Annotated in this window: 21 protein-coding genes; 6 read left to right on the forward strand and 15 right to left on the reverse strand. The window is 68.9% G+C overall.

Features of this window, described 5'->3' with window-relative positions; all coding sequences use genetic code 11:
- The first annotated feature begins 4 nt into the window (after positions 1–4).
- Positions 5–550, forward strand: coding sequence for a YceI family protein (locus tag KXD97_RS12720; protein WP_260757120.1), 546 nt, complete (start codon positions 5–7; stop codon positions 548–550).
- A gap of 131 nt (positions 551–681) precedes the next feature.
- On the opposite strand, the gene KXD97_RS12725 is transcribed toward KXD97_RS12720, so the two are convergent.
- From KXD97_RS12725 to KXD97_RS12750, 6 genes are all read right to left on the reverse strand, one after another.
- Positions 682–2,274 (reverse strand): MFS transporter, encoded by a 1,593-nt coding sequence (locus KXD97_RS12725; RefSeq protein ID WP_260757121.1) that lies wholly within the window; start codon positions 2,272–2,274, stop codon positions 682–684.
- An 84-nt stretch (positions 2,275–2,358) separates the two neighbouring features.
- Positions 2,359–3,417, reverse strand: a complete 1,059-nt coding sequence (locus KXD97_RS12730) for a TIGR03617 family F420-dependent LLM class oxidoreductase (protein WP_260757942.1) — start codon at positions 3,415–3,417, stop codon at positions 2,359–2,361.
- A 35-nt stretch (positions 3,418–3,452) separates the two neighbouring features.
- Positions 3,453–6,827: an ATP-binding protein gene (locus KXD97_RS12735; protein ID WP_260757122.1), complete on the reverse strand. Its 3,375-nt coding sequence runs from the start codon at positions 6,825–6,827 to the stop codon at positions 3,453–3,455.
- Entirely contained in the window at positions 6,820–7,512 is a 693-nt protein-coding gene (locus KXD97_RS12740) for a DUF4194 domain-containing protein (protein WP_260757123.1), read from the reverse strand. The genes KXD97_RS12735 and KXD97_RS12740 overlap by 8 nt, the downstream gene beginning before the upstream one ends.
- Complete coding sequence (locus tag KXD97_RS12745) at positions 7,509–8,981, reverse strand: DUF3375 domain-containing protein (RefSeq protein WP_260757124.1); 1,473 nt, start codon at positions 8,979–8,981, stop codon at positions 7,509–7,511. Before KXD97_RS12745 ends, KXD97_RS12740 begins: the two co-directional genes overlap by 4 nt.
- A gap of 193 nt (positions 8,982–9,174) precedes the next feature.
- Entirely contained in the window at positions 9,175–10,104 is a 930-nt protein-coding gene (locus tag KXD97_RS12750) for a nitronate monooxygenase family protein (protein ID WP_260757943.1), read from the reverse strand.
- A gap of 59 nt (positions 10,105–10,163) precedes the next feature.
- On the opposite strand from KXD97_RS12750, the gene KXD97_RS12755 reads away from it, so the two are divergent.
- A complete protein-coding gene (locus KXD97_RS12755; protein ID WP_260757125.1) occupies positions 10,164–10,910 on the forward strand; it encodes an alpha/beta fold hydrolase in 747 nt (248 codons plus the stop codon).
- Between the two features lie 202 nt (positions 10,911–11,112).
- Here the strand turns inward: KXD97_RS12755 and KXD97_RS12760 are convergent, their stop codons facing one another.
- Entirely contained in the window at positions 11,113–11,931 is an 819-nt protein-coding gene (locus KXD97_RS12760) for a CHAD domain-containing protein (RefSeq protein ID WP_260757126.1), read from the reverse strand.
- A gap of 67 nt (positions 11,932–11,998) precedes the next feature.
- Between KXD97_RS12760 and KXD97_RS12765 the strand changes: the two genes are divergently transcribed.
- Positions 11,999–12,652, forward strand: coding sequence for a DUF6766 family protein (locus tag KXD97_RS12765; protein ID WP_260757128.1), 654 nt, complete (start codon positions 11,999–12,001; stop codon positions 12,650–12,652).
- Here the strand turns inward: KXD97_RS12765 and KXD97_RS12770 are convergent.
- The 4 genes from KXD97_RS12770 to KXD97_RS12785 are packed head-to-tail and all read right to left on the reverse strand — an operon-like array spanning position 12,649 to position 17,062.
- Positions 12,649–12,864: a hypothetical protein gene (locus KXD97_RS12770; protein WP_260757129.1), complete on the reverse strand. Its 216-nt coding sequence runs from the start codon at positions 12,862–12,864 to the stop codon at positions 12,649–12,651. The two genes, KXD97_RS12765 and KXD97_RS12770, sit on opposite strands and share 4 nt — an antisense overlap.
- A 43-nt stretch (positions 12,865–12,907) precedes the next feature.
- Complete coding sequence (locus KXD97_RS12775; RefSeq protein WP_260757130.1) at positions 12,908–13,939, reverse strand: low specificity L-threonine aldolase; 1,032 nt, start codon at positions 13,937–13,939, stop codon at positions 12,908–12,910.
- 58 nt (positions 13,940–13,997) lie between these two features.
- Complete coding sequence (locus tag KXD97_RS12780; RefSeq protein ID WP_260757131.1) at positions 13,998–16,382, reverse strand: AAA family ATPase; 2,385 nt, start codon at positions 16,380–16,382, stop codon at positions 13,998–14,000.
- Positions 16,379–17,062, reverse strand: a complete 684-nt coding sequence (locus KXD97_RS12785) for a TVP38/TMEM64 family protein (protein WP_260757132.1) — start codon at positions 17,060–17,062, stop codon at positions 16,379–16,381. Before KXD97_RS12785 ends, KXD97_RS12780 begins: the two co-directional genes overlap by 4 nt.
- Before the next feature lie 106 nt (positions 17,063–17,168).
- Here KXD97_RS12785 and KXD97_RS12790 point away from each other — a divergent pair, with 106 nt between their 5' ends.
- On the forward strand, positions 17,169–17,999 hold the full coding sequence (locus tag KXD97_RS12790; protein WP_260757134.1) for a sulfurtransferase: 831 nt from the start codon (positions 17,169–17,171) through the stop codon (positions 17,997–17,999).
- 14 nt (positions 18,000–18,013) lie between these two features.
- Here KXD97_RS12790 and KXD97_RS12795 read toward each other — a convergent pair whose 3' ends face one another.
- Together KXD97_RS12795 and KXD97_RS12800 are read right to left on the reverse strand one after the other, a co-directional pair.
- Entirely contained in the window at positions 18,014–18,742 is a 729-nt protein-coding gene (locus KXD97_RS12795) for an SDR family NAD(P)-dependent oxidoreductase (protein ID WP_260757135.1), read from the reverse strand.
- A gap of 11 nt (positions 18,743–18,753) precedes the next feature.
- Positions 18,754–19,767, reverse strand: coding sequence for an acetamidase/formamidase family protein (locus tag KXD97_RS12800; protein ID WP_260757136.1), 1,014 nt, complete (start codon positions 19,765–19,767; stop codon positions 18,754–18,756).
- Positions 19,768–19,815: 48 nt separating this feature from the next.
- Here KXD97_RS12800 and KXD97_RS12805 point away from each other — a divergent pair, with 48 nt between their 5' ends.
- Together KXD97_RS12805 and KXD97_RS12810 are read left to right on the forward strand one after the other, a co-directional pair.
- Positions 19,816–20,247: a nitroreductase family deazaflavin-dependent oxidoreductase gene (locus KXD97_RS12805; protein WP_260757137.1), complete on the forward strand. Its 432-nt coding sequence runs from the start codon at positions 19,816–19,818 to the stop codon at positions 20,245–20,247.
- A gap of 88 nt (positions 20,248–20,335) precedes the next feature.
- Entirely contained in the window at positions 20,336–21,157 is an 822-nt protein-coding gene (locus KXD97_RS12810; protein ID WP_260757944.1) for a DUF4344 domain-containing metallopeptidase, read from the forward strand.
- Here KXD97_RS12810 and KXD97_RS12820 read toward each other — a convergent pair whose 3' ends face one another.
- Both KXD97_RS12820 and KXD97_RS12825 read right to left on the reverse strand, forming a co-directional pair.
- Complete coding sequence (locus tag KXD97_RS12820) at positions 21,158–22,216, reverse strand: esterase family protein (protein ID WP_313901371.1); 1,059 nt, start codon at positions 22,214–22,216, stop codon at positions 21,158–21,160. It abuts the gene before it with no gap.
- 151 nt (positions 22,217–22,367) lie between these two features.
- Positions 22,368–24,893, reverse strand: a complete 2,526-nt coding sequence (locus tag KXD97_RS12825; RefSeq protein ID WP_260757138.1) for a glycogen/starch/alpha-glucan phosphorylase — start codon at positions 24,891–24,893, stop codon at positions 22,368–22,370.
- Positions 24,894–24,927 lie beyond the last annotated feature (34 nt).

Here is a 24,927-nt window from a genome sequence, read left to right on the forward strand (position 1 = left end):
GTCGGTGGCGGACACGGTGTGGGAATTGGATTCCTCCGACGGTGAGCTTCGGCTGAGAACGGGTGTGACGGGCCCGGCGGCGAAGATGGGTCACCGGCTGACCATCGCGATGACGTGGCGGGCCACCGTGCAGTGGGCAGGTGACGAGCCGGCCTCGGTGCAGCTGACGGTGGACGTCGGGAGCCTGGCGGTGCTGGGCGGCCAGGGTGGCGTCGCCGGACTGTCCGGCCCGGAGAAGGCACTGGCACGCTCCAACGCACTGAAGATCTTGGATGCGAAACGGTTCCCGCACATTGTTTTTCGGACTGAGTCGGTGGAGCGGGCCGACCTCGGCTACCGGTTGACCGGCAGGCTGGAGATCCACGGCAAGGTCCGCGACCGGGTGGTGGAGCTCCGGGTCGAGGAGGTGGGCGACCGCTGGCGGATGTCGTGCCAGGAGACGGTGCGTCATTCCGATTTCGGTCTCAAGCCCTATTCGATGATGATGGGCGCGATGAAAGTCGCCGACGAGGTGACGGTGTCGTTCACCGCGGAGCGCAAGCGCGGGTGAGGCTCGCAGCCGAAACGCGAGCCTCATGCATCGCTGTCCCGACGCTGTGGACGAGATCGACGTGAGGGCTGTTGCTGTCGCCGTGCCGGGTGTCCACGACCGTGGTGTCGATCTCGCGTTCAGTGTGTGAATCAGTCGAGTTCGCGCACCGCGAGGTAGTGCTGGGAGACCGCCGGGCCTTCGGTGTAGCGCTCGACGTTCTGCTCGATGAGCTGGTCCTGCGCGGTGAGCCGGGTGTAATGCTGGTGCATGTGCTCGCCCCAGGAGCGCACGATGAACGTCTCCACGAACGTCGACTCCTGTTCCACGCTGCGGAAGAGTCGCCACAGCGACGCCCCGGTGCGCTGCCGGGACCGGCCCAGCACCGCCATCGCGGCCAGGAACGCCTCCTCGTTCTCCGGTGCCACCCGGTAGGAGGTGATCACCAGCACCGGCCCGTCGAGCGGCTCGGGTTCGAAGAGCAGCGTCGGCTCCGGCCAGTGCGACGACGGCGTCAGATCGAGATTGCCGGTGCTGGCGTGCAGCGGCCACCACAGCAGGGACAGACCGCAGAGCACGAGCAGCGTCATGCTCACCAGCAGGCTGGTGACACTGCTGGTGGCTCCGGCGAGCACACCCCACACCAGCGACCCGATCGCCTGACCGCCCATGAAGACCAGCTGATACACCGACAACCCGCGGGCGCGCACCCATCGCGGCAGGCTGAGCTGCATTGACGCATTGAGCGTGGACAGCGTCAGCAGCCATGCGGCGCCGCCGACCACCAGCCCCGCCACCACGGCGGCGACGTTGTGCACCAGCGCGAGCACCCCGGTGGCGACGGCGAACCCGGCCGCACCGACGATGAGCAACACGTTCTGGCCGAACCGGGCCCGCAGCCGCGACAACGCGAACGCACCGAGAACCGCGCCGACCCCGAGCGCACCGAGCAGCACACCATAGCCGGCCGAGCCGAGGCCGAGCTGGTCGCGGGCGATCACCGGCAGCAGCGCCCACACCGCGCTGGCGGGGGCGATGAACAGCACGGTCCGCAGCAGGATGCGGCGCACGACCGGGGAGCTGCGGATGTAGCGGCCGCCGGCGCTGAGCGCGGCCAGCGCCCGCTCGGGCGGGAAGTCGCTCTGCTCCGGCGGACGCCGCCACGAGACGAGCACCAGCACGATCCCGACGAACGACACGGCGTTGAGGGCGAACACTATCGTCGGCCCGGCCACTGACACCAGTGCGCCGGCGATTGCCGGTCCGATCGCCCGGGCGCCGTTCATGCTCATGCTGCCCAACGCCGCTGCGGCCGGAATCTGATGCGGGGGAACGAGATCCGGCTGAATCGCCTGCCAGGCCGGTGCGGTGAGAGCCTGCCCGCATCCGATGAGGAACAGCAGCGTCAGCAGCACGGTCGGCGTGGTCAGCCCGGCACCGGTGAGGGTGGCGAGCAGGCCTACCCCGGCGGCCATCGCGCCCTGGGTGGCGATCAGCAGCCGGCGCCGGTCGACGAGGTCGGCCAGCACGCCGGACGGCAGCGCCAGCAGCATGACCGGCAGCGTGGTGGCGGTCTGCACCAGCGGCACCAGGACCGCGGCGCGGGGATCGTCGACCAGCATCCATTGCGCGCCGACGGTCTGCATCCAGGTGCCGAGGTTCGAGACGAATTGCGCGATCCACAGTGCGCGGAAGATCGGCGATCGCAGCGGCGCCCATGTCGAGGTCGACTCTGTCGATGTCATCCGTCTCCCCATACCGGCTCCGTGGACACTGTAGGCCCGCGACTGCTTACCCGGCGAAGGGTGGGTTCACGCGTTGGGCTGCGTTCAGGCGCGGGATGCAGCGGCGGTCATGCCAGTCCCCGGTGGGGGCTGCAGGGTCAACCGTTGCGCGACAATGCCGTAGCGTTCGAAGCGCTCCGCGTCGGCCAGGGCGTTGTAGAGCACGATGCGGGTCGCGGTGGCGCCGTACCTGGCGGTGAGCGCGTCGGCCAGACCGTCCCACGTCGACTCGGTGGCGAACGTCGCGATGTGCTCGTCGGTGATCTGCGCGGCCATGCCCTGAAAGTCGCCGGCCTTCTGCTTCTCGCGGATGCGAGCCGTGGTGCCCTCGAAGCCGGCCTCGTCCCAGATGAACGCGTAGTTGGGTGTGCTGCCGTAAAAGCTCATGCTCGCCCGCACCAGTTCGCGCTCGCGATGCCGTTCCTCGTCGGAATCGCCGACGATCGTCATCACCGGCACGATCAGCGCCACCTCATGCGGTGATCGTCCCGACCTCGCAGCTCCCTCAGCAACTTTCGGAACGACGTGGCGCGCGATGTAGCCGGGCTCGCCGAGCGGATGCACATGCACCCCGTCGGACACCTCGCCGGCCATCCGCAGCATCCACGGGTTGACCGCGGCGATGTCGACCTTGGGATCCGGGGCGTCGATCGGGCCCGCGCTCCACTGCGGGGTGATGAAATCGAGCGTGTAGAACTCGCCGTGATGGTCGAGGGTGCCTGTGCGGAACGCCGTGAAGCAGGCTTTGACCGCCAGCACGTAGTCCCGCAGCCGCGGACCGGGATGGGCGAACTCGGCGCCGTAGCGGCGGACCACATGGGTGCGGACCTGGGTGCCCAAACCCAGCCGGAAGTTGCCGCCCGTCGCCTCCTGGAGTTCCCACGCCGTCGCGGCGGTGACGAACGGGCTGCGCGGGAACGCCACCGCCACGCCCGTCGACAACTGCAGTCCCGGCGCCGCCTGCGCCGCCATCGCCGCGTTCAGGTAGGCGGTCCGGCCGGTTTCGGTGAACAGCAGCCCGTCGAAGCCGGCCTTCTGAGTGCGGCGTGCGAGATCGCCGGTCTGCAGGAGCGGCTGGGGAGTCGTCATCACGTCGACATGCACCATCGGCACCCTACGCAGAAAAGTCGTTCCCCGCGTCAGACTGGAGCGGGCACCTTCGCGGTGGCCCGCATCTCGCGGCGCAGCGCACCGAACTCCGAGATGGTGCGCGTCGCGACCGTCGCCACGGGTCGGGCATTGCGGCCCGTGGCTTCGGTCTTGGACACCATCACCACGCTGTCGATGTAGGGCTGGATCGTCGTCGCGTTCTGCACGGTCGCGACGATCACCAGCTGGAACCCGAACTTGCGGAACGCCTGCAGCGCCTGCTGGGCGAACTGCGGATCCGACTTGGAGAACGCCTCGTCGAGCATCAGCTGCGCGAACACCGGCCGGTTGGCTTCGTCTGTTCCTGCGTGTCCGGGCGCCGCAAGGTTGAAGCTCAGCGCACCGGCCAGGCAGAACGCCATCAGCTTCTCCTGCTCACCGCCGGAGTTGTCACCGGCGTTGGAGTGCGTGCGGATCAGCTCCTCGCTGGCGACATCCCACTCGGCGCAGTCGAACGTGAACCGGTTGCGCACGTCGAGCGCGTCGCGGGTCCACGCCTTGTCCTCCGGCGCCGTCGACGCCAGCCGGTTGCGCAGCCGCAGGATGTCGGCGTACTGGTCCAGGATGGCCTGCTTGTCGCCGAGCCCCACCTCGGCGATGCGCCGCGAGATCGCCCGCACGATCTCGGTCAGCTCCGACACCGCCGTCAACGCCCGCGGGGTGGCCCGCAGCGTCAGCCGGGTGCCGCGGTTGAACTCCACCGCTCCCAAACCGGTGTTCACACGGGCGATCTGGTCGCTGATGCGGCGCGCTTCCTGCTCGGCCACCCGGTGCAGCGTCAGGATCGCGTCCGGGGCCTGCTCGGTGACCAGACGCATCATCCGCTCATAGGCCTCGGGCAGCTCGCGTTCGTCGATGTGCCGGCACAGTGCCACGTAGTCGTGCACGCGTTCCTCAAAATTGTCCGAGTTGTTCGGGATGGCGTCCGGGAACGACGTGTCGAAGGTGTTCAGGATGCGAGCCAACTCGTCGTAGGAGCGACGCCGGCTCTCCCGCAGCTGTTCGCGTTCCTTCTTGATCGCGCCGAAAAGCGCGTCGCGGTGCGGCTCGGGATCGAGCAGCTCCAACGGCACCGGCAGCTGGGCGGCGTAGCGGTTCAGCAGCTCCGTCAACGGTTCCGACACGAACGCGGGCTGCAGCCGCTCCTGCAGCTCCAGAAGCTGCGTGCGCCGAGAGTCGAGGTCGTCACGGCGGGTCTGGATCGCGCCGCGGCGCGTCATCAATTTCTGGATCTGCGTCCAGCATTCGTCGGCGCGGGCGTTGAGCGCCTCGATGTCGGGATGGTCGGCCAGCAGCAGCTCGTACTGCTCACGCAACCGGTCGGCGTGCCCGTCGGCGGTCTCGGTGTCGATCTGGCTCCACTGCGGGAACTGCTCGCAGATCGCCTTGCACGCCGCGGCCCGGTCGCGCCACTGCTGCCGCTGGGCGGCGATGTCGTCGGCGGTGCGCCGCGCCTTCTGGTAAGCCTCCTCGGCCGCGGCCAGATCGACCGTCAGCGCGTTGATCTTCGCCGACACGTCCCCCTGGTACAGGTATTCCGACTGTTTGAGCGGACGGCGGTCGTCCTTGATCGCGAGCCGGTCGGAGTCCTTGTACAGGCCGGTGTCGGTGACCGCGCGGCGGAAACGCGCGAACACATCCGGGGTGTCGACGCACACGTGGTCGCCGGCGGCGGCGACCACGTCGACGGCCTCGGCCGCACAGGGGTGCTTCGGGTCGACCGGGAAAAGCTTGCCCGCCAACGTGTTCGGCTCCGGAGCGACCGGCTCGGCGCCGAGGAACTTGGCCCGCACATGGTGCAGCTGCAGCCGTCCCCGCATGTTGGTCTCGTTGACGAACTGCAGCACCGTGGTCCAGTGCTGATCGGGCACCATCAGCCGCAGACCGACTCCGCGCAGCACCTTCTCGACCGCGGTGCGCCACCGGGTCTGGTCCGTGCGCAGATCCAACAGTTCGGCGATGTAGGGCAGCTCGCCCGCGTCGACCCCGACGGCGGTGCAGATCTGCTCCCGCATCAACAGCGCGAACTCCGGCAGCGCCGACCCGACGTGCTCGACGCGCTTGAGTTCCTTGGCGGCCTCGTCGCGGGCCATCCGCGCCGACTTCTGCGCGTACTCCGCGTCGGTGGATGCCTCCCGGTTGCGCTCCACTTTGGCGAGCAGCTCGGTGGCCTCGGCCAGCAGCTCCTCGCGCAGATTCCAGAAGTCGTCGGCCGTCTCCGGGGTGTCGCGCTGCTGCGCGGCCAGCATGTCCTCGTAGGCGCCGCGCCGACGCGACACCTGCTCGGCCTCGGTCTCGGCCGCGGTCACCTGCGACTGCAGCGGACCGATGCTCGCGCTGGATCCGCTGATCTGCGCATTGAGCGAATCCGCCTCGGCCTTGGCGAGATTCAGGCTCCGGGTGACGTCCTCGTACTCGTTGTCGAGCTGCTCGATGGTGGTGTCGAGCTGCGCGATCTGAGCCGGGCACTGCGCGAACCGGATGTGGTCGGTGTAGGCCCGCACCATCGGCAGATCGACCAGGTCGATGATGCCCAGATCGGTCGACTCCGACGCGTAGCGCTGCTGGATCTTCTCGATGTCGCCGAGGATCTTGCGCTTCTTCTGTGCGACCGCGAGCAGCTCGCGGGCCTCCACCAGCGGGTCGATCTGCTTGAGCGCCTCAGGCAGGCGGGCCAGGCTTTCGGGTTCGTCGAGCATGAACTCGCGGACGAACTGTTCCAGCCCACCAACGCTTTTCAGTGACTTCGCCTTGCCGAGCAGCTGCTGGGCGGCGTCGGAGGCGCGGATGCCGATGGTCGCGTACAGCTGAGCCAGGTACTGCGACTCGACCTTGGTGGTGAACCGCCAGCCGTGAGTTTTGAACACGCCGGTGTCGAATCGTGCTGCCGCCCAACGGTTGCAGACGTCCTCGATGTCGAGGTCACCGTCACCGAGGACGAAGCGGCTCGACGAGTCGTTGCGTGACTCGCCCGTCAGCCATTTGAGCACCAGGCCGGTCACGGTGCGGCCCGAGTCGCTGGAGTAGGTGACCGCCACCGCTGACCATGCGGTGCCGTCGCCGCGCAGGTACATCACCCGGCTGGTGCCGCCGTCGCTGCGCTGCCCCCACGCGCCGCGCACGTACTTGTCGACGGTGCGCCGGCCCGCGCTGGAACCCGCGGCGGTGTTGTCGCCGGAGGCGTTGAAGTTGCGCCGGTTGAACGGCAGGAACCCCAGCGAGATGGCGTCCAGCAGTGAGGATTTGCCGCTGCCCGAGGCGCCGGCGATCAGCGCGCCGCCCCGGCTGAACGGGATGTCGTGGTAGCCGTCGAACACACCCCAGTTGATGACCTGAAGCCGGGACAGATGGAACTGTTCAGTCAAGGTTGGTGTCCTCCTCGGCCGGGGTGCCGCCGCCCAACAGCAGCTCGAACTGCTGCTGCAGCTCGGTGATCACGCTGCCCGTCATCACCGCTGTGATGACGGGGGAGATGGTGTAGCTGTCCTCGTCGTCGCGGCTCTTACGCAGGATCTCCAGGCCGGCGAGCCGCGCGATCGCGGCGTCGATGCGGCCGGCGAACGTGACCGCGTCGCGGTCGGTGTCGTTGAGCACGCCGGAGAACAGATTGTGCATCTCCTCGCGGGAGATCAGCACGCTCTGCCCGCCCGCCGCACGCATCATCTGCGCCAGGTGCAGCGCCAGGATCGAGTCGTAGGTGCCGAGCGGTTCACGGCGCAGAAGCTTGATGCCCTTGGCGGATTCGTAGCGGGCCTGCTCGACGAACGCGACGTCGGTACCGTCCACCACCCGCAGGATCAAGTCGAGCTCGGACAGCCGGACCGACAGCTGGTGGCGGTACTCGAGCACCCAGGCGTAGATGTCGCTGTCGGTCTCGGCGCTAATGTAACGGCGGGTCAGCAGGTGCTGCAACGCCCAGCAGGCGCGGTCGGGCAGCTCGGAGGCGTCGCCGTCGAAGCGCGGGCGGCGCTGGTGCGGGGGACGGGCGGTCTGGTCGACCTGCGGCAGCGAGGAGAACGCCTCGAAGTCGGTGTCGTGTTCGGTGGTCACTGCGCGGCTCCGACACTGATCGGTTCTGTGAATATCAATTGGGGAACGGCGATTTCGCGGTCCTTGCCGTCCAGGGACCGGAAGCGCACGGTGGTCGACTCAGGGCTTTCGGTGCCGGGTTGCTTGAGCGCCCACGACCACAACACGATGACGTGACCGAGGTAGGCCCCTTGGCCTGAACTACCGAGCATGCCGATGGCCTCCGGCAGCGACACCGGCCCCTTGGCGACCGCGGTGTTGAGCATGTCCGACATCGCCGGCGCATCGACCTGGGTGGTGAGCGCGGCGAAGCTGGACAGGTCGACCTCGCCCGCCGCCGGCTTGGCCGGTTTCGGGGTGGACAGGTCGCCGATCTTGAAACTCAGCGCCCCGACGGAGCTGATCGCGTGGCGGGCCAGCGGCAGCTCGATGTCCAGCCGCGAGTCGATCAGGCTCGACTTGAGCAGATTGCGTGCCGCGCCGATGGCCTCGTTGAGCTGACGGGCCACGCCGCGGCTCTGCTCCAGCGTGCCGAACGCGGTGAACCGCTTGACCCGCTGCGCGCAGCGCTGCTGGATCCGCTCGACCTCGTCGATCTGATGGCCGACAAGCTCGAAGAACCCGGCCATGACCTTGCGCAGGGCTGGGTCCAGCCCGGGCAGCGCGGCGGCGACGGCGGCGACATCGGCCTCGAACTCGGCACGCTGATCGGGATCGTTGATCATCCGCAGGAACGCCCGGTGGCTGTCCCGGCCCTGCGAATCCCAAGCGGCCTGGTAGTCGGCGTACATCTGGCGCTGCCGGTCGCGGTACTCGACATTGGAGTCGATCGGCTCGTCGAGCGCGGCGGTGGCCTGCTCGATCATCGCGCCGTACTGGCCGATGTCGGTGATCAGCCGCTCCATCTGCATGGCGATCGCGCGGGCCTCGTCATAGGCGTCGGTGAGGTCGGCGTCGTCGGGCGACGGCGACTGGCCGGCGTCGAGGAGCTCGAGCTCGTGACGCAGCGCCTCGATCTCGGCCTCGATGCTCTTGCGGATGCGGGCCGGGTCGTTGCCCACCTTCAGCGCCACATGCTTGAGCCGCGACGCGATGCCGGTGATCGACCCGCCGGTGGCGATGGTGTCCTGGCGGCGCATACCGCGCAGGAAGTCCAGCGCCCGGCGCGCGTCCTGGGTCAGGTAGCAGACGTTGCGGCCTGCGGCGCCTGCGAGTCCCCGGTCATCCACGATGCGGTGCACCCAGCCCTGGCTGGCCCACGACTTGATCAACGCCAGGCCCGACTGGTCGTCGCCGAGGTCGTCGAGGTCGCGTTCCAGCCGGACCACCAGCTCGGTCTCCGGGATCACCCCGTCGGCCAGATGCCGCTCCATCAGCGTCGCGTACAGGCTCAGGTTGGTGGTGGCCAGCAGCCGGATCGCGCGCGAAGACTGCAGGTCGCGATTGAGTTCGAACAGCTCGACGGCAGACACGGTTGCGTTGTCGTCCACCTGGCCCCTCGATGTGTGCGTCGTTTGTCCGTTGCCGGACGCCCCAACATAGGGCACGGCGCAGACATCGCCGGGCGCAGGGAGGGGAGTGTCGCGGCCTTTTCGCCCGCCGGTGTGACTCGTGTGACCAGCGGGATTGCAGTGCGTGCTGGGGTTTCGCGAGACCGCCACCACGGTAGTGGTGCGGGGGAAATCACGACGCTGGTGGCGTTCTCGCGAGGATTGCGCGCGCGTCGCCGACCAGCCGGCCGATGACGGCCGCGGCGGCCTGGGCGGTCGTCACGTCGGCGACCCCCTGCCCGGCGTTGACCGGCGCCCACCGGTAGTCGTCGGCGGCGATCGCCGAACGCAGCTGCTCGCGGGCGTCGGCGTCGAGGTCGTCCTCACGGCCGTCCCAGGCGTCGGTGAAGGCGTTGCGCAGCACCCGTTCGGGGATCGTCGCCGGCCACGGGTAGCCGAGCGCGACGTCGAAGGCGCGGGTGGTGACGGTGTCGCTGTCGCCGGCGGTGAGCATCTGTTGTCGGGCCGCCTCGGGCAGCGTGGACTCCGGGCACACCGCGAACGCCGTCCCGATCCACGCGCCGGCCGCACCGGCCGCCAGCACCGCGGTCAGGGACCGGCCCGAGGAGATGCCGCCGGCAGCCAGCACCGGCACGTCGACCCGATCGAGGACCTCGGTCAGCAGCGGCAGGGTGGCGACCGCGGGCCGGCCGTGCCCGCCGCCCTCCGCGCCACGGGCCACCAGGACCTGGACGCCGGCGTCGACGGCGCGCTGCGCGTCGGCCAGGTCGGCGACCTGTGTGGCGCTCACGCAGCCGGCGTCGTGGGCGCGCGGCACCCAGGACCAGTCGTCACCGAAGCTGACCGACAGCAGCGCCGGGGCGGCGTCCAGCGCCGTCTCAAGAAGTGCGGGTTCCTTCTGAATTACCCCACTGATCAGTCCAATCCCATACGGGCGGTTCAGGTTTGCGGTGTGCCTGAGGTGCTGGCGCAGTTGTGCCGCGGATCCGGAGCTGCCGATGCCGATCATGCCCAGCGCCCCTGCCCGGCTGACCGCGGCGGCCAGTTCGCCACCGGCCACGCCGCCCATCGGCGCGTTGACGATCGGCACGTCGAGGTTCATCGCCGTCGACCACTGCGTTTGCACCGGCCCATTATCGGGGCCGTGTCAGGATGTGGGCCATGACGGTGGTGTTCGTGCATGGCAATCCGGAAACCGACGCGATCTGGGGGCCGCTGACGGCCGTGCTGGGCCGCGACGACGTGGTGCTGCTGTCGCCGCCGGGATTCGGTGCGCCGCTGCCGGACGGGTTCGGCGCGACGATGCTGGAGTATCGGGACTGGCTGGAGTCCGCGCTGGAGGGAATCGAGGGCCCGATCGACCTCGTCGGCCATGACTGGGGCGGCGGCCACGTCGTCAACGCGGTGATGCACCGGCCCGAACTGGTGCGCAGCTGGGTCAGCGACTCGGTCGGCCTGTTCGACGCCGACTACGTCTGGCACGACATGGCGCAGGTGTGGCAGACGGCCGGAGCGGGGGAGGAGTCGCTGGACGCGATGATGGGCGGCGGAGTGCCGGCGCGCACGGAACTGATGGTCTCCTTCGGCATTCCGGCCGACGTCGGCGCCGCGCTCGCCGAACAGCAGAACGACGACATGCGGAAGGCGATCCTGGCGTTGTACCGCTCGGCCGCACAACCGGCGATGGCCGAAGCGGGCCGTGCTCTGGAGGCGGCCGCGGCGCGGCCGGGCCTGTCGCTGCAGCCGACCGACGACCCGTTCATCGGGCCTCACGACAACCGGCGCCGGGCCGCCGAACGTGCTGGTGCCCGCGTCGAAGTGCTTGAGGGACTGGGACATTGGTGGATGGTCGAGGATCCGCATCGCGGCGCCGCGGCGCTGACCGCGTTCTGGGACTCGCTGGGGTAGGCCGCACGCTCGCGGGCTGGGGGTGCGAGATGGCGTACCGGCGGTCGCGTCCCGGTGAGCGTGTCGCCGTGGACCGTGTCGACCGTGGGCTGCCCGGCCGGGCAGGCACGAAACAGGGCTACCGCGGCGTGCGAGCGTGCGACTTTGTCGGGGACACACCGGGTGGAGGGCCGCAGACACGCACGTTCGCGGGGGAGGCTTCCTACAGCTGGGCGACGGCGCGGCGGCATTGCCGGGCGAGCTGTTCCTCCCGGCCGTAGAGCAGGCCGAAGGTGAAGCCGTTCTCACCGGATCGGGTGCCGGCTTGTGCGCCCATCTGCCGCAGCATCGGCCGGGCCACCACAGTGTCCTGGAGATCGCCGAGGACACTCTGAATGCGCTTGTAGCGCTTCTTGTTCCGCTTGTTCCTCGTCGACGGATCATCAAGCTCGATCAGCTCGGTGGCATACCGCGCACGCTTGGCGGCCTTGCGGGCGCGATGCAGCAGCGCGTCGTCGGCGCCGTCGAGCGCCTCCTGGAGCCGACGGTCGGCCTTCGCGCCGGCGCGGCGTGCCCGCTTCCGCAACACCTTGGCGCCGACCTTGCTCTGGACCGGCGGGGCTTCCCGCCAGCGCTGAAGTTCGCCGACCAGGTGCTCGAACCGCGCCGTCGCCATCGCCTCGGTCACCCGCCGCCGGGCCGGTGCCTCCACACCCCGCAGGTCGCGTTTGATCCGGCCCGAAACCCGCCCCAGCACCAGCTCGTCGGGCAGCTCTGCGACCGCGGCCCGCAACCGCCGCCGCTGCACCTGCGGATCGCGCACCTCACCCAGCACACCGGCGAACCACTTCAGGTCGTCTTCGAGCGCGCCGGCGTCGTCATCGAGCGCCTTGCCGAAGACGCGGATGGTGCTACGGACGCGTCGGATGGCGACGCGGGTGTCGTGGATCGGGTCGGTGCCGTCCCGCAGCCCGGCCATGCCGTCGAGCACAAGGCCGGCCTGCTCGGTCAGATAGCCATGCAGCGGTGTCCTCGCGGGCATGGCGAGCGCATACCCGCACCCGATCGGGGGTACACGTGACCAGGTGAAAGCCCGGAACGGTCGCTGGATGCACGACCATGGTCTGTTGCTGGCGTGCCTTGGCCTGTTCGTGGTGTTCTTCGCGGCGATGATCGTGTCCGGGGCCGCGAATCACAACCAGGAAGAGCGCGACCACGGCTCGACGGAAACGGTCTCGGTGATCGGATACCTGGCCAGCGGTGACTTCGTGGAGGCGACGTTCGAGAACTGGGAATCTGAGTTCCTGCAGATGGGGATGTACGTCGTGTTGACGGCATTCCTGTACCAGCGGGGCTCCTCGGAGTCCAAGCCGATCGACGGGCAGCCGCCGCAGGACGACGATCCACGCCTGGCCCGGCTCGACCCCGGCGCGCCGTGGCCGGTGCAGCCCGGCGGCGTGGCGCTCCGCATCTACGAACATTCCCTGGCGATCGCGTTCTTCGTGCTGTTCTTCGCATCGTGGGCACTGCACGCGGTCGGCGGCGCCGCAGCGTACAACGACGAGCAGGTGCAACACGGGCAATCTGCGGTGTCGATCGCCGAATATGTGACGACACCGCAGTTCTGGTTCGAGTCGATGCAGAACTGGCAGAGCGAGTTCATCGCGGTCGCGGCGATCGTCGGGCTGTCGATCTTCTTGCGTCAGCGCGGCTCGGCGGAGTCCAAGGCCGTCGCCGAACCCGCCCGCGAAACCAGCGCTTAGGTCTTCTGCGGGGGACCCGGATCGGGTGTGGTGGACGGTCCAATCGGCGACTCGGGCACCTCCTCGGGGACGAGCCGTTCGGGAACCTCGACGGGCGTGAGCCGCTCGGGTGGTTCGTCGGGCGCGCTGTCGCACCGGTTCAGAAGGACGCGCGTGACAGGCGGTTCTGCGGCGAGCGGACGCGCGGGGTGGGTGTGCAAGGTGCTGTTCATGACCGGGGCGTACCCGCGGTCGGGCGCCGGGTAACCGGGCCGGTCACCCGCAGACGCGTTGCAGCGCATCGAGCGCGTCGTCGACCTCGGTCTCGGTGGTCGCCCACGAGCAGACGAACCGCACGACGGGCACCCCGGGGTCGGGCTGGTGCACCGAGTACGCCGCGCTGAGTCGGCGCTGGGCGTCCGCGTCGAGCTTGACGAAGACCTCGTTGGATTCGGTCGGCGACGCCAGTTGCAGACCCAGCGCCTCCATGCCGGTGCCGAGCCTGCGCGCCATGGCGTTGGCGTGGGCGGCGTTGCGCAGCCAGAGCCCATCGTCGAACAGCGCGGCGAACTGCGCGGCGACGAACCGGTGTTTGCTGGCCAGATGACCGATCTGCTTCTGCACGAAGTGGATTCCGTCGAAGTGCTCGGGCCGACGGACCAGGATCGCATCGCCGAACAGCAGACCGTTCTTGGTGCCGCCCACGCTGACGACATCAGCGTCCGCGATCGCCTCCTGCGGTGAGACGCCCAGAGTGGCAACAGCATTGGCGATACGCGCGCCGTCGACGTGCACCAGCAGGCCGAGCGCGTGGGCGCGGTCGACGAACTCGGCCAGCGCCGCGGCGGTCCACACCCTGCCGTTCTCCGTGGACTGGGTGACCGACACGATGCGCGGTTGTGAGTGGTGCACGGCCTTGCGGCCCAGCACTCGTCGCTCAAGCTCGTCCGGTGCGATCAGTCCGTCGTCGCTGGCCAGCCGGGTGAGCTGAGCCCCCGACAGCCGAACCGGCCCGCCGGCCTCGTCGACGAGGACGTGCGCGACGTCGCTGCAGAAGATCTCATGCCACGGTCGCACCGCCGACGCCAGCGCGATGATGTTGGCCGCGGTGCCGGTGAACGCGAACAGCACGTCGGCGTCGGGGGAGTCGAACGCGGTCCTGATCGCGTCGGCCGCGTCCGCGGTGAGCGCGTCGCTGCCGTACGACGGGGCGGACCCGGCGTTGGCCCGGAGCAGGGCTTCGAGCACCTTCGGGTGAGCCGGTGCGGCGTTGTCGGAGGCGAAGGCAGAAGACGGCACGCGCTCCATTGTGCGCCGAGCGAGAAAGCCAGGGCTGTGATCGAGGGGCTGAACGCAGCCAGGAATGCTATTCCGCGGGGGTGGTGGTGTGGGTGCGCAGCCAGGTGAAGAAATCGTCGGCGCCGAACACCGGTTTGCCGTACTCCTGCGCCTTGCGGGCCTTGCCCGACTGCGTGCCCGCTTCGGCCGTCACGAGCACGTCGCAGCGGGTCTTGGTCACCGATTTCACCGGTGTCAGCCCGGCCGCGGCGGCCATGCGCTCCATCTCGTCGCGCTCGACGATGCGCCCCGAAGCATCCTGTGCGGTGCCGGTGAAACAGATGCGCATACCCGGCGTCAACGTCGCACCGATGTCATGGCGGGCCAGAAGCTCGGTGCCGGAAAGGATCTCCACACCGAGCAACTCCTCGACGCGACGCAGGCGATCCACGACGTCTTCGGTCAGCTGCACCCGCGCCGCCGCCGCGCGCAATTGATCGGCCACAGACTGCCGGGCCGCCGGTTCCCACCCGGTATCGCCGCGCGGGGCCGTCCCCTCCCCGTCGGGTGACACCTCGTCACGTCCCAACAACACGGCACCGACGTCCCGACTGATCCGCAACACCGCCGACAAACCCGGTAGGTGATCGGCGATGGGTGTCGGCGCCGACGTATCCCGGCTCACGAGAAGCCCTGCCGTCTCGATGGATTCGGGTTCGTCGAACGCCGAAGAGCCTGCCCGGGACTCGGCGCCGCGATGGGCGTGCAACGCCGAGCGGGCGCGCTCCAGCGCGGTGCGGCCCGTCATTCGCGCGCCGCGAAGCTCGACCCCCAGCGGCATCGCCGTCACATAGCCGAGGCGCTTGAGCTCGAAATCGATCAGCCCGAGTTGTTCGTCGATCCCGACCCCGACCGGGGTGCATCCCGCCAGCATCGGAGCGATCACCGCCCAGGCCTCGCGAAGGGTCGGGGCCAGCAGCACGTCGGCGACGGTGATCCCGAATCGTGTTCGCGCGTCGGCGAGGTCGCGCTGCGGGTTGACCAGCGTGGTGATCGCAGTGCCGTCGTCGAACGCGACGGCCAGCTCCACCGGCCGTGGACGCGACATCCGCCCTTCGTCGCCGACGGTCAGCATCCCGATCGCGCAGTACCGGCGCACCGCCGGGTCCGCCGCCGAGGTACGCAGGAAGCGGGCGATGCGCCGGTCGGTCTTCAGGTCCTTCGGCAGCACAGGCCTTTTCAGCACCAGACCAGCCAGCGAGGTGCACCGGCTCAGCGCCACATAGAGCTGTCCCGTCGAGAACATGCCCCCGGTCAGGTCGACGACCACCCTGTCCAGCGTCTGGCCCTGGCTCTTGTGAATGGTGATCGCCCACGCCAGCTTGAACGGCAACTGTGTATAGGAGCCGACCACCTCGCGGCCCAACGAGGAACCGGACATCACCGGCCGCGTCACCTCCCATGTGAACGGGGTGACCTCGGCACTGGTGCTGTCCGGGAACTCGACTTCCACCACCGCGCCGTAGCGGTCATAGCCGACGCCGACGACGCGGCCCACCGTGCCGTTGACCCAGCGGTTGCCCTGGTCGTTGTTGAGCATCATCACCTGCGCGCCCACCTTGAAGCGCAGTGTCTCCTCGACAGGCGGGTCGAACAGCGTCAGGTCACCGGATGCCTTGGCGTGGTGCACCATTTCGTCCCCGGGCAGTCTCTCGAGCTGCTGCCGGTTGCGCGCCGTGACGAGCCGGTTGGTCGGCGCCAGCGTCAACCAGAACTCGTCGTCAGGTGGGACGAAGTCGTTGTCGGCGCGGGCGTTCAATTGCTCCTGCGCGTGGCCGAGCAGCACGCCTTCGCGAATCTCATTGAGAATGGCCGTCATCCGGTCATCGCCGAGCTGGCGGAACACCGTCGTCAACGACACGGTCGAAAAGTCGGCGCGATCGAACGAGTGCGCCGAGAAGAAGTACGGGGTCTCGTAACGAGGTGGGGAGGCCGACGAAAAGAAATGGGCTTCGTCCTCGCGGATCACCGGCGGCAACTGGTACAGGTCGCCGACGAGCACGATCTGCACACCGCCGAAGGGTTCACCCGGAACCGGGCCGAACCGCTGCAGCGCGGCGGCAACCATGTCGAAGACGTCGGCGCGAACCATCGACGCCTCGTCGACGATGAGGGTCTGCAGCGAGGCCAGCGTCTTGGTGAATCGGCCCGGCCGGTAACCGCCGGTGCGGATCTCCTCCAGTGTGGTGGTCGACCGGAAGCCGAAGAGCCGGTGGATGGTGTAGCCGTCGACGTTCAGAGCTGCGATACCCGTCGGCGCGACAACGACTGTGGTGCGGTCGGTGGCGGCCAGGAAGCGGCGGATCAACGTCGACTTGCCGGTGCCGGCCTTGCCGGTAAGGAACAGGTGCTCACCGTCGGACAGCCGCGCCAACGCGTGGCGGAACTCGTCGGTGAGGACGAGGCCCGTCATTCCCGGGACCGCCACCGCTGCCAGCCGCGGCGCGCCGCGAATGCGCCGACCACCGCCGTCGCGCACCACACCACGATCGCGGCGGTCAGTAGCGGCGCGGAGAACTCGCCCAGCGTCGACCCCAACGCGGTGTAGGCGAACGCCTTGGGCGCCGACCCGATGAACGCGCCCGCGGCCATCTGCCACAGCGGCACTCCGAACGCCCCGAACGTGTAGGAGGCCAGCGCGTCGTTGACGCCCGGGATCCAGCGCTGTCCGACCACGGCCCACAGGCCTCCGCGCCGGATGAGACCGTCGACGCGCGCCGCACGGTCCGCGCCCAACAGCGCGCGGGCGCTGTCGCGGCCGGCGCGGCGGCCCGCGAACGCCGTGATCACCGCCGACCCGATCGTCGCGCCGAGGGTGACGAAGGTGCCCAGCAGAGGGCCGAACAGGAAGCCGCTGCCGGCCGCCAGTAGCGGGCCCGGCACCAGCAGCGCGCCGAGCACCGACGACACCGCGACATAGGTCAACGGCGCGAGCGGGCCCGTCGACTCGATGAGCCCGCGCACGTACTCGACGTCGATGACCCGTTCGATCGCGGTCAGATAGAACAGCACCGACAGCACGGCCGCGAACAGGGCGAGCCGGGTGATGTGCCTGCGCCGGGAAGTTCCGGGAGTGTCGTCGATGTCAGCCATGCCCCCGCAATCCTGCCCTAACCCCCGATTGCGGTGGCGAGATCGCCGGTCGGCGAGCACGGGCACCCCGAAAGCGCGGAGGTAGCCTCAGGTCCTGGAGGTAATCATGACTGCCCGCGACGACGTGTTCATCACCGCGACGGAACTGGCCCGGCTGCTCGACGCCGGTGAGCCCGTCACCCTGCTCGATGTGCGGTGGACGCTGGCCGAACCCGACGGCACCGCCGCCTACGAGGCGGGGCACCTCCCCGGCGCGGTGTACGTGTTCCTGGACGACGAACTGTCCGACCACACCGTGCCGGGGCGCGGCCGCCACCCGCTGCCGTCCGGGTCCGCCGTCCAGGACGCCGCCCGACGCTGGGGAGTGCGCGACGGTGTGCCGGTGGTGGTCTACGACGACTGGAACCGCGCCGGGTCTGCCCGTGCGTGGTGGGTGCTCACCGCGGCGGGCATCTCCGATGTGCGCATCCTCGACGGCGGCCTCGGTGCATGGGCACGCGAATTGGATTCCGGCACAGTGATTCCCGCCCCCGGCAACGTGACCGTCACGCACGAGGACCTGTACCGGGGTGCCCGCAGGACCATCACCGCCGACGACGCGCTCGACGCGCCGGCGCTGATCGACGCCCGTCCCCCCGAGCGTTACCGCGGCGACAACGAGCCCGTCGACCCCGTCGCCGGGCACATCCCCGGCGCCGTGAACGTGCCGAGCACCAGCCTGCTGGCCGGCGACGGTACGCTGCTGGCCGATCCCGGGCTCGCGCAGCGTCTGGGTGCCCACCACTCCGACGTCGCGGTCTATTGCGGATCGGGAGTGACGGCGTCGCTGGTCGTCGCGGCGCTGGCCGTCACCGGCGTGGACGCCGCACTGTTCCCGGGTTCGTGGTCGCAGTGGAGCTCGGATCCGGCCCGCCCGGTGGCGCTCGGAGAGGAGTGAAACCCCCCGGGGATTCAGAACTGGACGCCGCGGGTCAGCGCACCGTCGACGAGCAGGTTGGTGCCGGTGATGAAGCCGGCTGCGGGGCTGGACAGGAACACCACCGCGTTGGCGACCTCCTGAGGTGTCGCCATCCGGCCCGTCGGATTCAGTGCCAGCGCCGCGGCGAACAACTCCGGGTCGTTCTGCTCGATCGACGGCCACACCCCGCCCGGGAAGTAGGTGTTGCCCGGGCTGACGGTGTTCGCCCGCACCCCGTTGCCGGCCAGCTTGAACGCCAGCCCCTGGGTGTAGTGGATGATGGCGGCCTTCATTGTGCCGTACGGGCCTGCGGCGAAATCGATCTCGCGGCCCGACACACTGGAGATCGTCACGATCGACGCGGCGTCGGATTCCAGCAGATACGGCAGCGCGGCATCGACCAGACCGACGGTGCCCATCATGTCGACCTCGAAGGTGGTGCGCCAGTTGTCGTTCGACTCGGGGATGGCGAGCGCGCTCACATTGGCGACTACGCCGTCCAGTCCGCTGAACGCTTCGGCGGTGGCCTCCACCCACGTCGCGAGCGCGGCACCGTCGGCGACATCCACCGCGGTGCCCACCGCGCCGGGCACGGCTTCGTAGGTGCGGGCGCAGTAGGCGACCGACGCCCCTTCTGCGAGCAGACCCTCGACGACCGCGCGGCCGATACCGCGGGTGCCCCCCGTGACCGCGAACCGCTTACCCGAAAGCCCCAGATCCATGGCACTCCTTCTCAGTAGTTGATCGCACCCAATGACTTTGCCGCCGAACGAAGTTCAGCATGAATACCGCCGTACGAGGAGGACGAGGGCAGCAGCCGCTTGTCGATCTTGGTTACCGAGCTGTAGTTGGTGTCGACCACGTTGGCGATCGGCGCCAGGGAGATCTGGGTGAGCAACTGGTAGGCGTCGAGCCGGTCGAGGCCGTAGAGTTCGCCCAGCCAGGTGATCATCTCGACCTGACCGGCGCGCCAGGCCTCCTCCAGCGGTCGCCCGGATCCGACACACATCAGGTGGGTGTCGGTCTCCAACCGCGGCCATGCCGGGCCGCCGCCTTTGATCAGGTCGACGATCGCGGTCACGTGCATGGCCCCCTCGACGGCGGTGCCGCACGACTCGCCCTCGCCCTGGCGGTAGTGCCCGTCGCCGAGGGAGAACAACGCCCCGGGCACGTTGACGCGCAGGAAGCATGTCGCGCCGGTCGTCATCTCGGGGGTGTCCATGTTGCCGCCGAACACGTCGGGCACCAGTGACGTCCGTACCTCGCGGCGGGCCGGCGCCACTCCGACGGTGCCCAGCATCGGGTTGGACGGCAGCGCGACACTGAAATCGCTGCCTTTCGCATTGAATGCCAAAGTGCCTGCTGCCGAGTCATATTCGTAGATCCAGGTACGCTCGGGCAGCGCGTCCTGCAGGGTCGGGCTGACCGGCACGCTGGTCAGACCGCCGAAGAACGGGATCAGCGTGGACGCGCCCCAGGTGCGCGCCGGGGTCAGGTCGACCAGGTGGACGGCCAGCGTGTCGCCGGGTTCGGCGCCCTCGATCCAGAACGGACCCGTCTGCGGGTTGAGGTCCTCGGTGTCCAGCGCCATCGACGCGACATCGTCCCCACTGGTGATGCGCCCGCCGAAGGCGTCCTCGGTCCACAGCGTCAGCACGGTGCCCGGTCGGATCCGTCGCACCGGCTCCGCACCGCCGAAGGTGAAGCTGAATTGATCGGGCGTCGGGACGAAGGTGACGTGGTCCATCCGACCATCCTGGCCCGGCAGCGGTCGGACCGCCATACGATCGACGACATGGCAGACCAGTCCGCCGGGGAGCGCGACTTCAACCAGGGCATCATCGACGAGTTCCGCGCCAACCGAGGCAAGGTCGGGGGCCAGTTCGAGGGCTTTCCGCTGCTGCTGCTCACTTCCACCGGCGCCAAGAGCGGGCGGCAGCGGGTGAATCCGGTGGCCTACTTCGACATCGACGACAAAATCTACGTTGTCGGATCCTCCGCCGGCCGCGAGCGAGATCCTGCCTGGGCGTTCAACATTCGTGCCCACCCCGACGCGAGCGTGGAGATCGGATCCGATGCGCCGCTGCCGGTGACGGCCCGTGAGCTGCCGCGTGAGGAGCGCGACCGGGTCTACGCGGTGGTCGCCGAACGCGCCCCGGGATTCGCCGAGTACGAGACCCAGACCGACCGCGTCATACCCGTCTTCGAACTGGTGCCCGCCGGCTGAGGGGCATGCGGCCGCAACGCTGGCTGAGCGCGGATTACTCCAAAAACCCGACACGGGCCGCTAATCTGCGACCGTGTCAATAACTTGGTTGCGGCGTGGTGTGGTGCCGGTGATGGCTTCCGGGCTGCTCGTCGTCGGATGCGCGGGCGCACCCGAACCCCCGCAGGCGGCCGACCCCGACGTGGATTCGGCGCCGCAAGACAGCGGCTCGATGCTGGTGACCTACGAGGACGCCGACAGCCCCGAGGCGATCCGGGGCAGGAAGCTGCTGCAGGATGCGCAGCTGCTCGAGGACATGGCCGACGACCTCAACCAGTCGCTGATCCTGCCGTACGACATAGCGCTCACCGGCGCGCAGTGCGACGAGGCCAACGCGTACTGGGACGCGGACGCCAAGTCCATCACGATCTGCTACGAAGACGTTTCCACCAGCGAGGACATCTTCGCCGAGGCCGGGGATCCCGATCCGGCGGCTGCGGCGGTCAACGCCGAGTGGGCCACGTTCTACCACGAGGTCGGCCACATGGCGATCACGGTGTACGACCTGCCGATCACGGGACGGGAAGAGGACGTCGCGGATCAGCTGGCCGCCTATGTGCTGTTGCAGCCCGGCGAGGACGGCCAGGCCGATCCCGGATCGGTGCAGGCGGTCAAGGACTTCGCGTGGGTGTTCGGTGCGAGCGGAGCCGAGCGCGGCGCGGCGGGCGAGGCGGACTTCGCCGACGTGCACACCCTCGACGAGGCCCGGATGTACAACCTGCAGTGCTGGATCTACGGGTCGGACCCGCAGTCCAACGCCGACCTCGTCGGCGACGGCCAGCTGCCGGCAGACCGGGCCGAGGGCTGCGAGGACGAATGGAGCCAGCTCGACAACGCCTGGTCGACGCTGCTCGACCCGCACTTCAGGTAGTCAGCGGGGTGCCGCGGCCGGTGCTGCGGCGGCCGGCGGCGGCAGCGGGGGTGCGCCCGGCGGCAGGGGTGCGCCCGGCGGCAACGCCGTCGGCGGAGGCGGTGGCGGTGGCGGCGGGGCCAGCAGCCGCACGATGTCGGCTTTCATCGCCTGCAGCTGCGCACCCCAGTACCCCCAACTGTGCGTGCCGTTGGGCGGGAAGTTGAAGATCGCGTTGCGGCCGCCGGCGGCCAGATACTTGTCGCGGAACTCCTTGTTGGTGGCGATGGTGATGGTCTCCAGCGAGCCGGCGCTGATGTTGACGCCGAGATCGGTTCCGGTGTCGAGATCCGAGGCGACTCCGTTGCCGCAGTAGATCCACAGCGCGGTACGGTTGGCGACCAGCCGGTTGATGTTGAGCATCGGGTCCGCCCGCAGCCAGGCCGGTGAGCCGGGTTTGCCCCACATGTCGAAAGAGTCGAAGCCGCCCGCGTCCTGCATCGCGATGTCGATGAGCGGAGGCCAGAACTTCTGCGACGGCGCCAGATACCCCGACAGCGAGGCGGCGAACTTGTACTGGCGGGGATAGTAGGCGGCCATGGTCAGTGCCGCGCTGCCCGACATCGACAGTCCCACAACAGCGTTGCCGAACGGGTCCTGGCCTCGGTTGGCCGCCAACCACGTCGGCAGTTCGCGGGTCAGGAACGTCTCCCACTTGTAGGTGACCGTCCCGTTGTGACTCCTGGCCGGCCGGTACCAGTCGGCGTAGAAACTGGACTGACCGCCCACCGGCATGATCACCGAGACGCCGGACTCGTAGAACCACTCGAAGGCGGCGGTGTTGATGTCCCAGCCGTTGAAGTCGTCCTGGGCGCGCAGGCCGTCCAGTAGGAGCACCGAATGCGGTCCGCCGCCCTGGAATTCGACGCGGATGGTGCGTCCCATCGACGGTGAGGGCACGTCGAGCTGTTCGATCGGCAGCCCGGCCCGCGAGAACGCCTGGGCCGAGGGCGGGGTGCTCACCGTCAGCAGGCCGGCGGCGAGCAGCACCGCGACGGCGATGCGGGCGAGAAACGTCACGCGCGCGAAGTTAACAGCGCCGGCGGGGTGGACTCCTCGGGCGCGCAGGGGCGGTGACCGGCTTGTTATCGACTCATGACCCCGCCGAGATTGCGTCTAGCGTGTGATTTTCGGGACTTGACGCGCGTGGAATGCGATTTCGGCGGAAAAACTAGTCGAGGTCGACCGACATCGGGCCCACGCCCCAGATCTCGTCGCAGTACTCCCTGATCGCCCGGTCGGAGCTGAACTTGCCGCTGCGCGCGGTGTTGCGGATCGACATCCGCGACCACGCGTCCCGATCCAGCCAGGCCCGCGACACCGCGTCCTGGCAGTCGACGTAGGAGCGGTAGTCGGCCAGCGCCAGGAACGGGTCGTGGTGCAGCAGATTGTCGACGATCGGGCGCAGCACCTCGGTGTCGCCATGGGTGAACTCGCCGCGGGCGATCAGCTCCAGCACCGCGGCCAGTTCCGGATCGGACTCGACGAAGCTCATCGGGCGGTAGCCGTCGGCCTTGACCTGCTCGACCTGACTCTCGGTGAGCCCGAACAGAAAGAAGTTCTCCGCCCCGGCCTCCTGCCGGATCTCGACGTTGGCGCCGTCGAGCGTGCCGATGGTCAGCGCGCCGTTGATCATGAACTTCATATTCCCGGTGCCGGAGGCCTCCTTACCGGCCGTGGAGATCTGCTCGCTCAAATTCGCCGCCGGATACACCAGGTGCGCGGTCTTGACGTTGAAGTTCGGCAGGAAAACCACTTTCAGGAAACGGTTGACGCCCGGGTCGGCGTTGACCGTCTCACCGACGGCGGTGATCAGCTTGATGATCCGCTTGGCCATGAAATAGCCGGGCGCGGCCTTGCCGCCGAAGATGAACACCCGCGGTGGGATGGACAGCCCCGGGTTGGTCTTGAGCCGGTGGTACAGCGCGATGATGTGCAACACCATCAGGTGCTGACGCTTGTACTCGTGGATGCGTTTGACCTGCACGTCGAACATCCACGACGGGTCCAGCTCGATGCCGGTGATTGAGTGCACGTACTCGGCCAGCCGGGACTTGTTGGCACGCTTGACCTCTCGCCAGCGTGACCGGAACGCGGGATCGTCGACGAACGCTTCCAGTCCGTGCAGGCGCTGAAGGTCGGTCAGCCAGCCGGGGCCGATGGTGTCGTCGAGCAGCCCGCGCAGGCCCGGGTTGGACAGCGCCAGGAACCGCCGCGGCGTCACCCCGTTGGTGACGTTGCCGAAGCGCTCCGGCCACATCTCGTAGAAGTCCTTGAGCACGCTGGCCTTGAGCAACTCCGAATGCAGCGCCGCGACCCCGTTGACCGCGTGGCTGCCGACGGTGGCCAGGTGCGCCATCCGCACGCTCTTGCCGCCGTCCTCACCGATCAGCGACATCCGGCGCACCCGGTCTTCGTCGCCGGGGAACCGGGCCCGCACCTCGTCGAGGAACCGTTCGTTGATCTCGTAGATCAGCTCCAGATGGCGCGGCAGCGCCTCGCCGAACATGTGCAGCGGCCAGGTCTCCAGCGCCTCGGGCAGCAGCGTGTGGTTGGTGTAGCCGAAGGTGCGCACCGTGAGGTCCCACGCCTCGTCCCAACCGAGCTGGTGCTCGTCGATGAGCAGCCGCATCAGCTCCACCACCGCAATCGACGGGTGGGTGTCGTTGAGCTGGATCGCCCACTTGTCGGGCAGCATGCGCAGCGGCAGGTGCGCCCGCTGCAGATGGATGTTCAGGATGTCCTGCAGCGAGCACGTCACGAAGAAGTACTGCTGCAACAGGCGCAGCCGCTTGCCCGCCTCGGGCTCGTCGTTGGGGTAGAGCACCTTCGACACGGTCTCGGAGACGACCTCCTCGTCGACCGCCCTGTAGAAGTCGCCGGTGTTGAACGCCTCCAGCGCGAACGACTCGACCGCCCGTGCGCTCCACAACGTCAGCGTGTTGCAGGTGTTGACGCCGTAGCCCTGCACCGGGGTGTCGTGGGAGACGCCCTTGAGCACGCGCTGGGGCACCCAGCGCACCCGCAGCCTGCCTGTGACGTCCTCGTAGGTCTCGGTGTGACCGCCCCAGTTGACGATGTAGCTGGCGTCGGGCTTGTCGATCTCCCACGGATTGCCGTGGACGAGCCAGTTGTCGGTCTTCTCGACCTGCCAGCCGTCGGCGATCTCCTGGGTGAAGATGCCGAACTCGTAGCGGATGCCGTAACCGATCGACGGCCGTTCCAGCGTGGCCAGCGAATCCAGGTAGCACGCCGCCAGCCGGCCGAGCCCGCCGTTGCCCAGCCCCGGTTCGCCCTCGCAGTCCAGGATCACGTCGAGGTCCTGACCCAGGTCGGCCAGCGCCTGCCGCGCGGCGTCCTCGATGCCCAGGTTGAGCAGGTTGTTGCCCAGTTGCGGGCCCATCAGGAACTCCGCCGACAGATAGCAGGTGACCTTCGCCGACAGGTCCAGCCAGTCCTGGGTGGTGGCCATCCACCGTTTCTGCATGCGGTCACGCACCGCCAGCGACAGCGCGCGGTAGTAATGCTCGGGGGTGAGCACCGCGGCGGGGCGGGCGATCGAGTACACCAGGTGATCGGTGATGGCCGCGCGCAGCGCATCGGCGGTGAGCCCGGACCGGGTCTGCCCGGTCGGGCCTCTCTGCGCGCCGTTGACCTCGGTGAATGCCTCCGAGGCGGGGTTGACGACGTCGGTCACGTGCTCTCCTGTGGTCGCGAACTCGAGGTTGCGG

Origin of the sequence: Mycobacterium sp. SMC-8 (assembly GCF_025263565.1) — a bacterium.
Taxonomy (GTDB): Bacteria; Actinomycetota; Actinomycetes; order Mycobacteriales; family Mycobacteriaceae; genus Mycobacterium.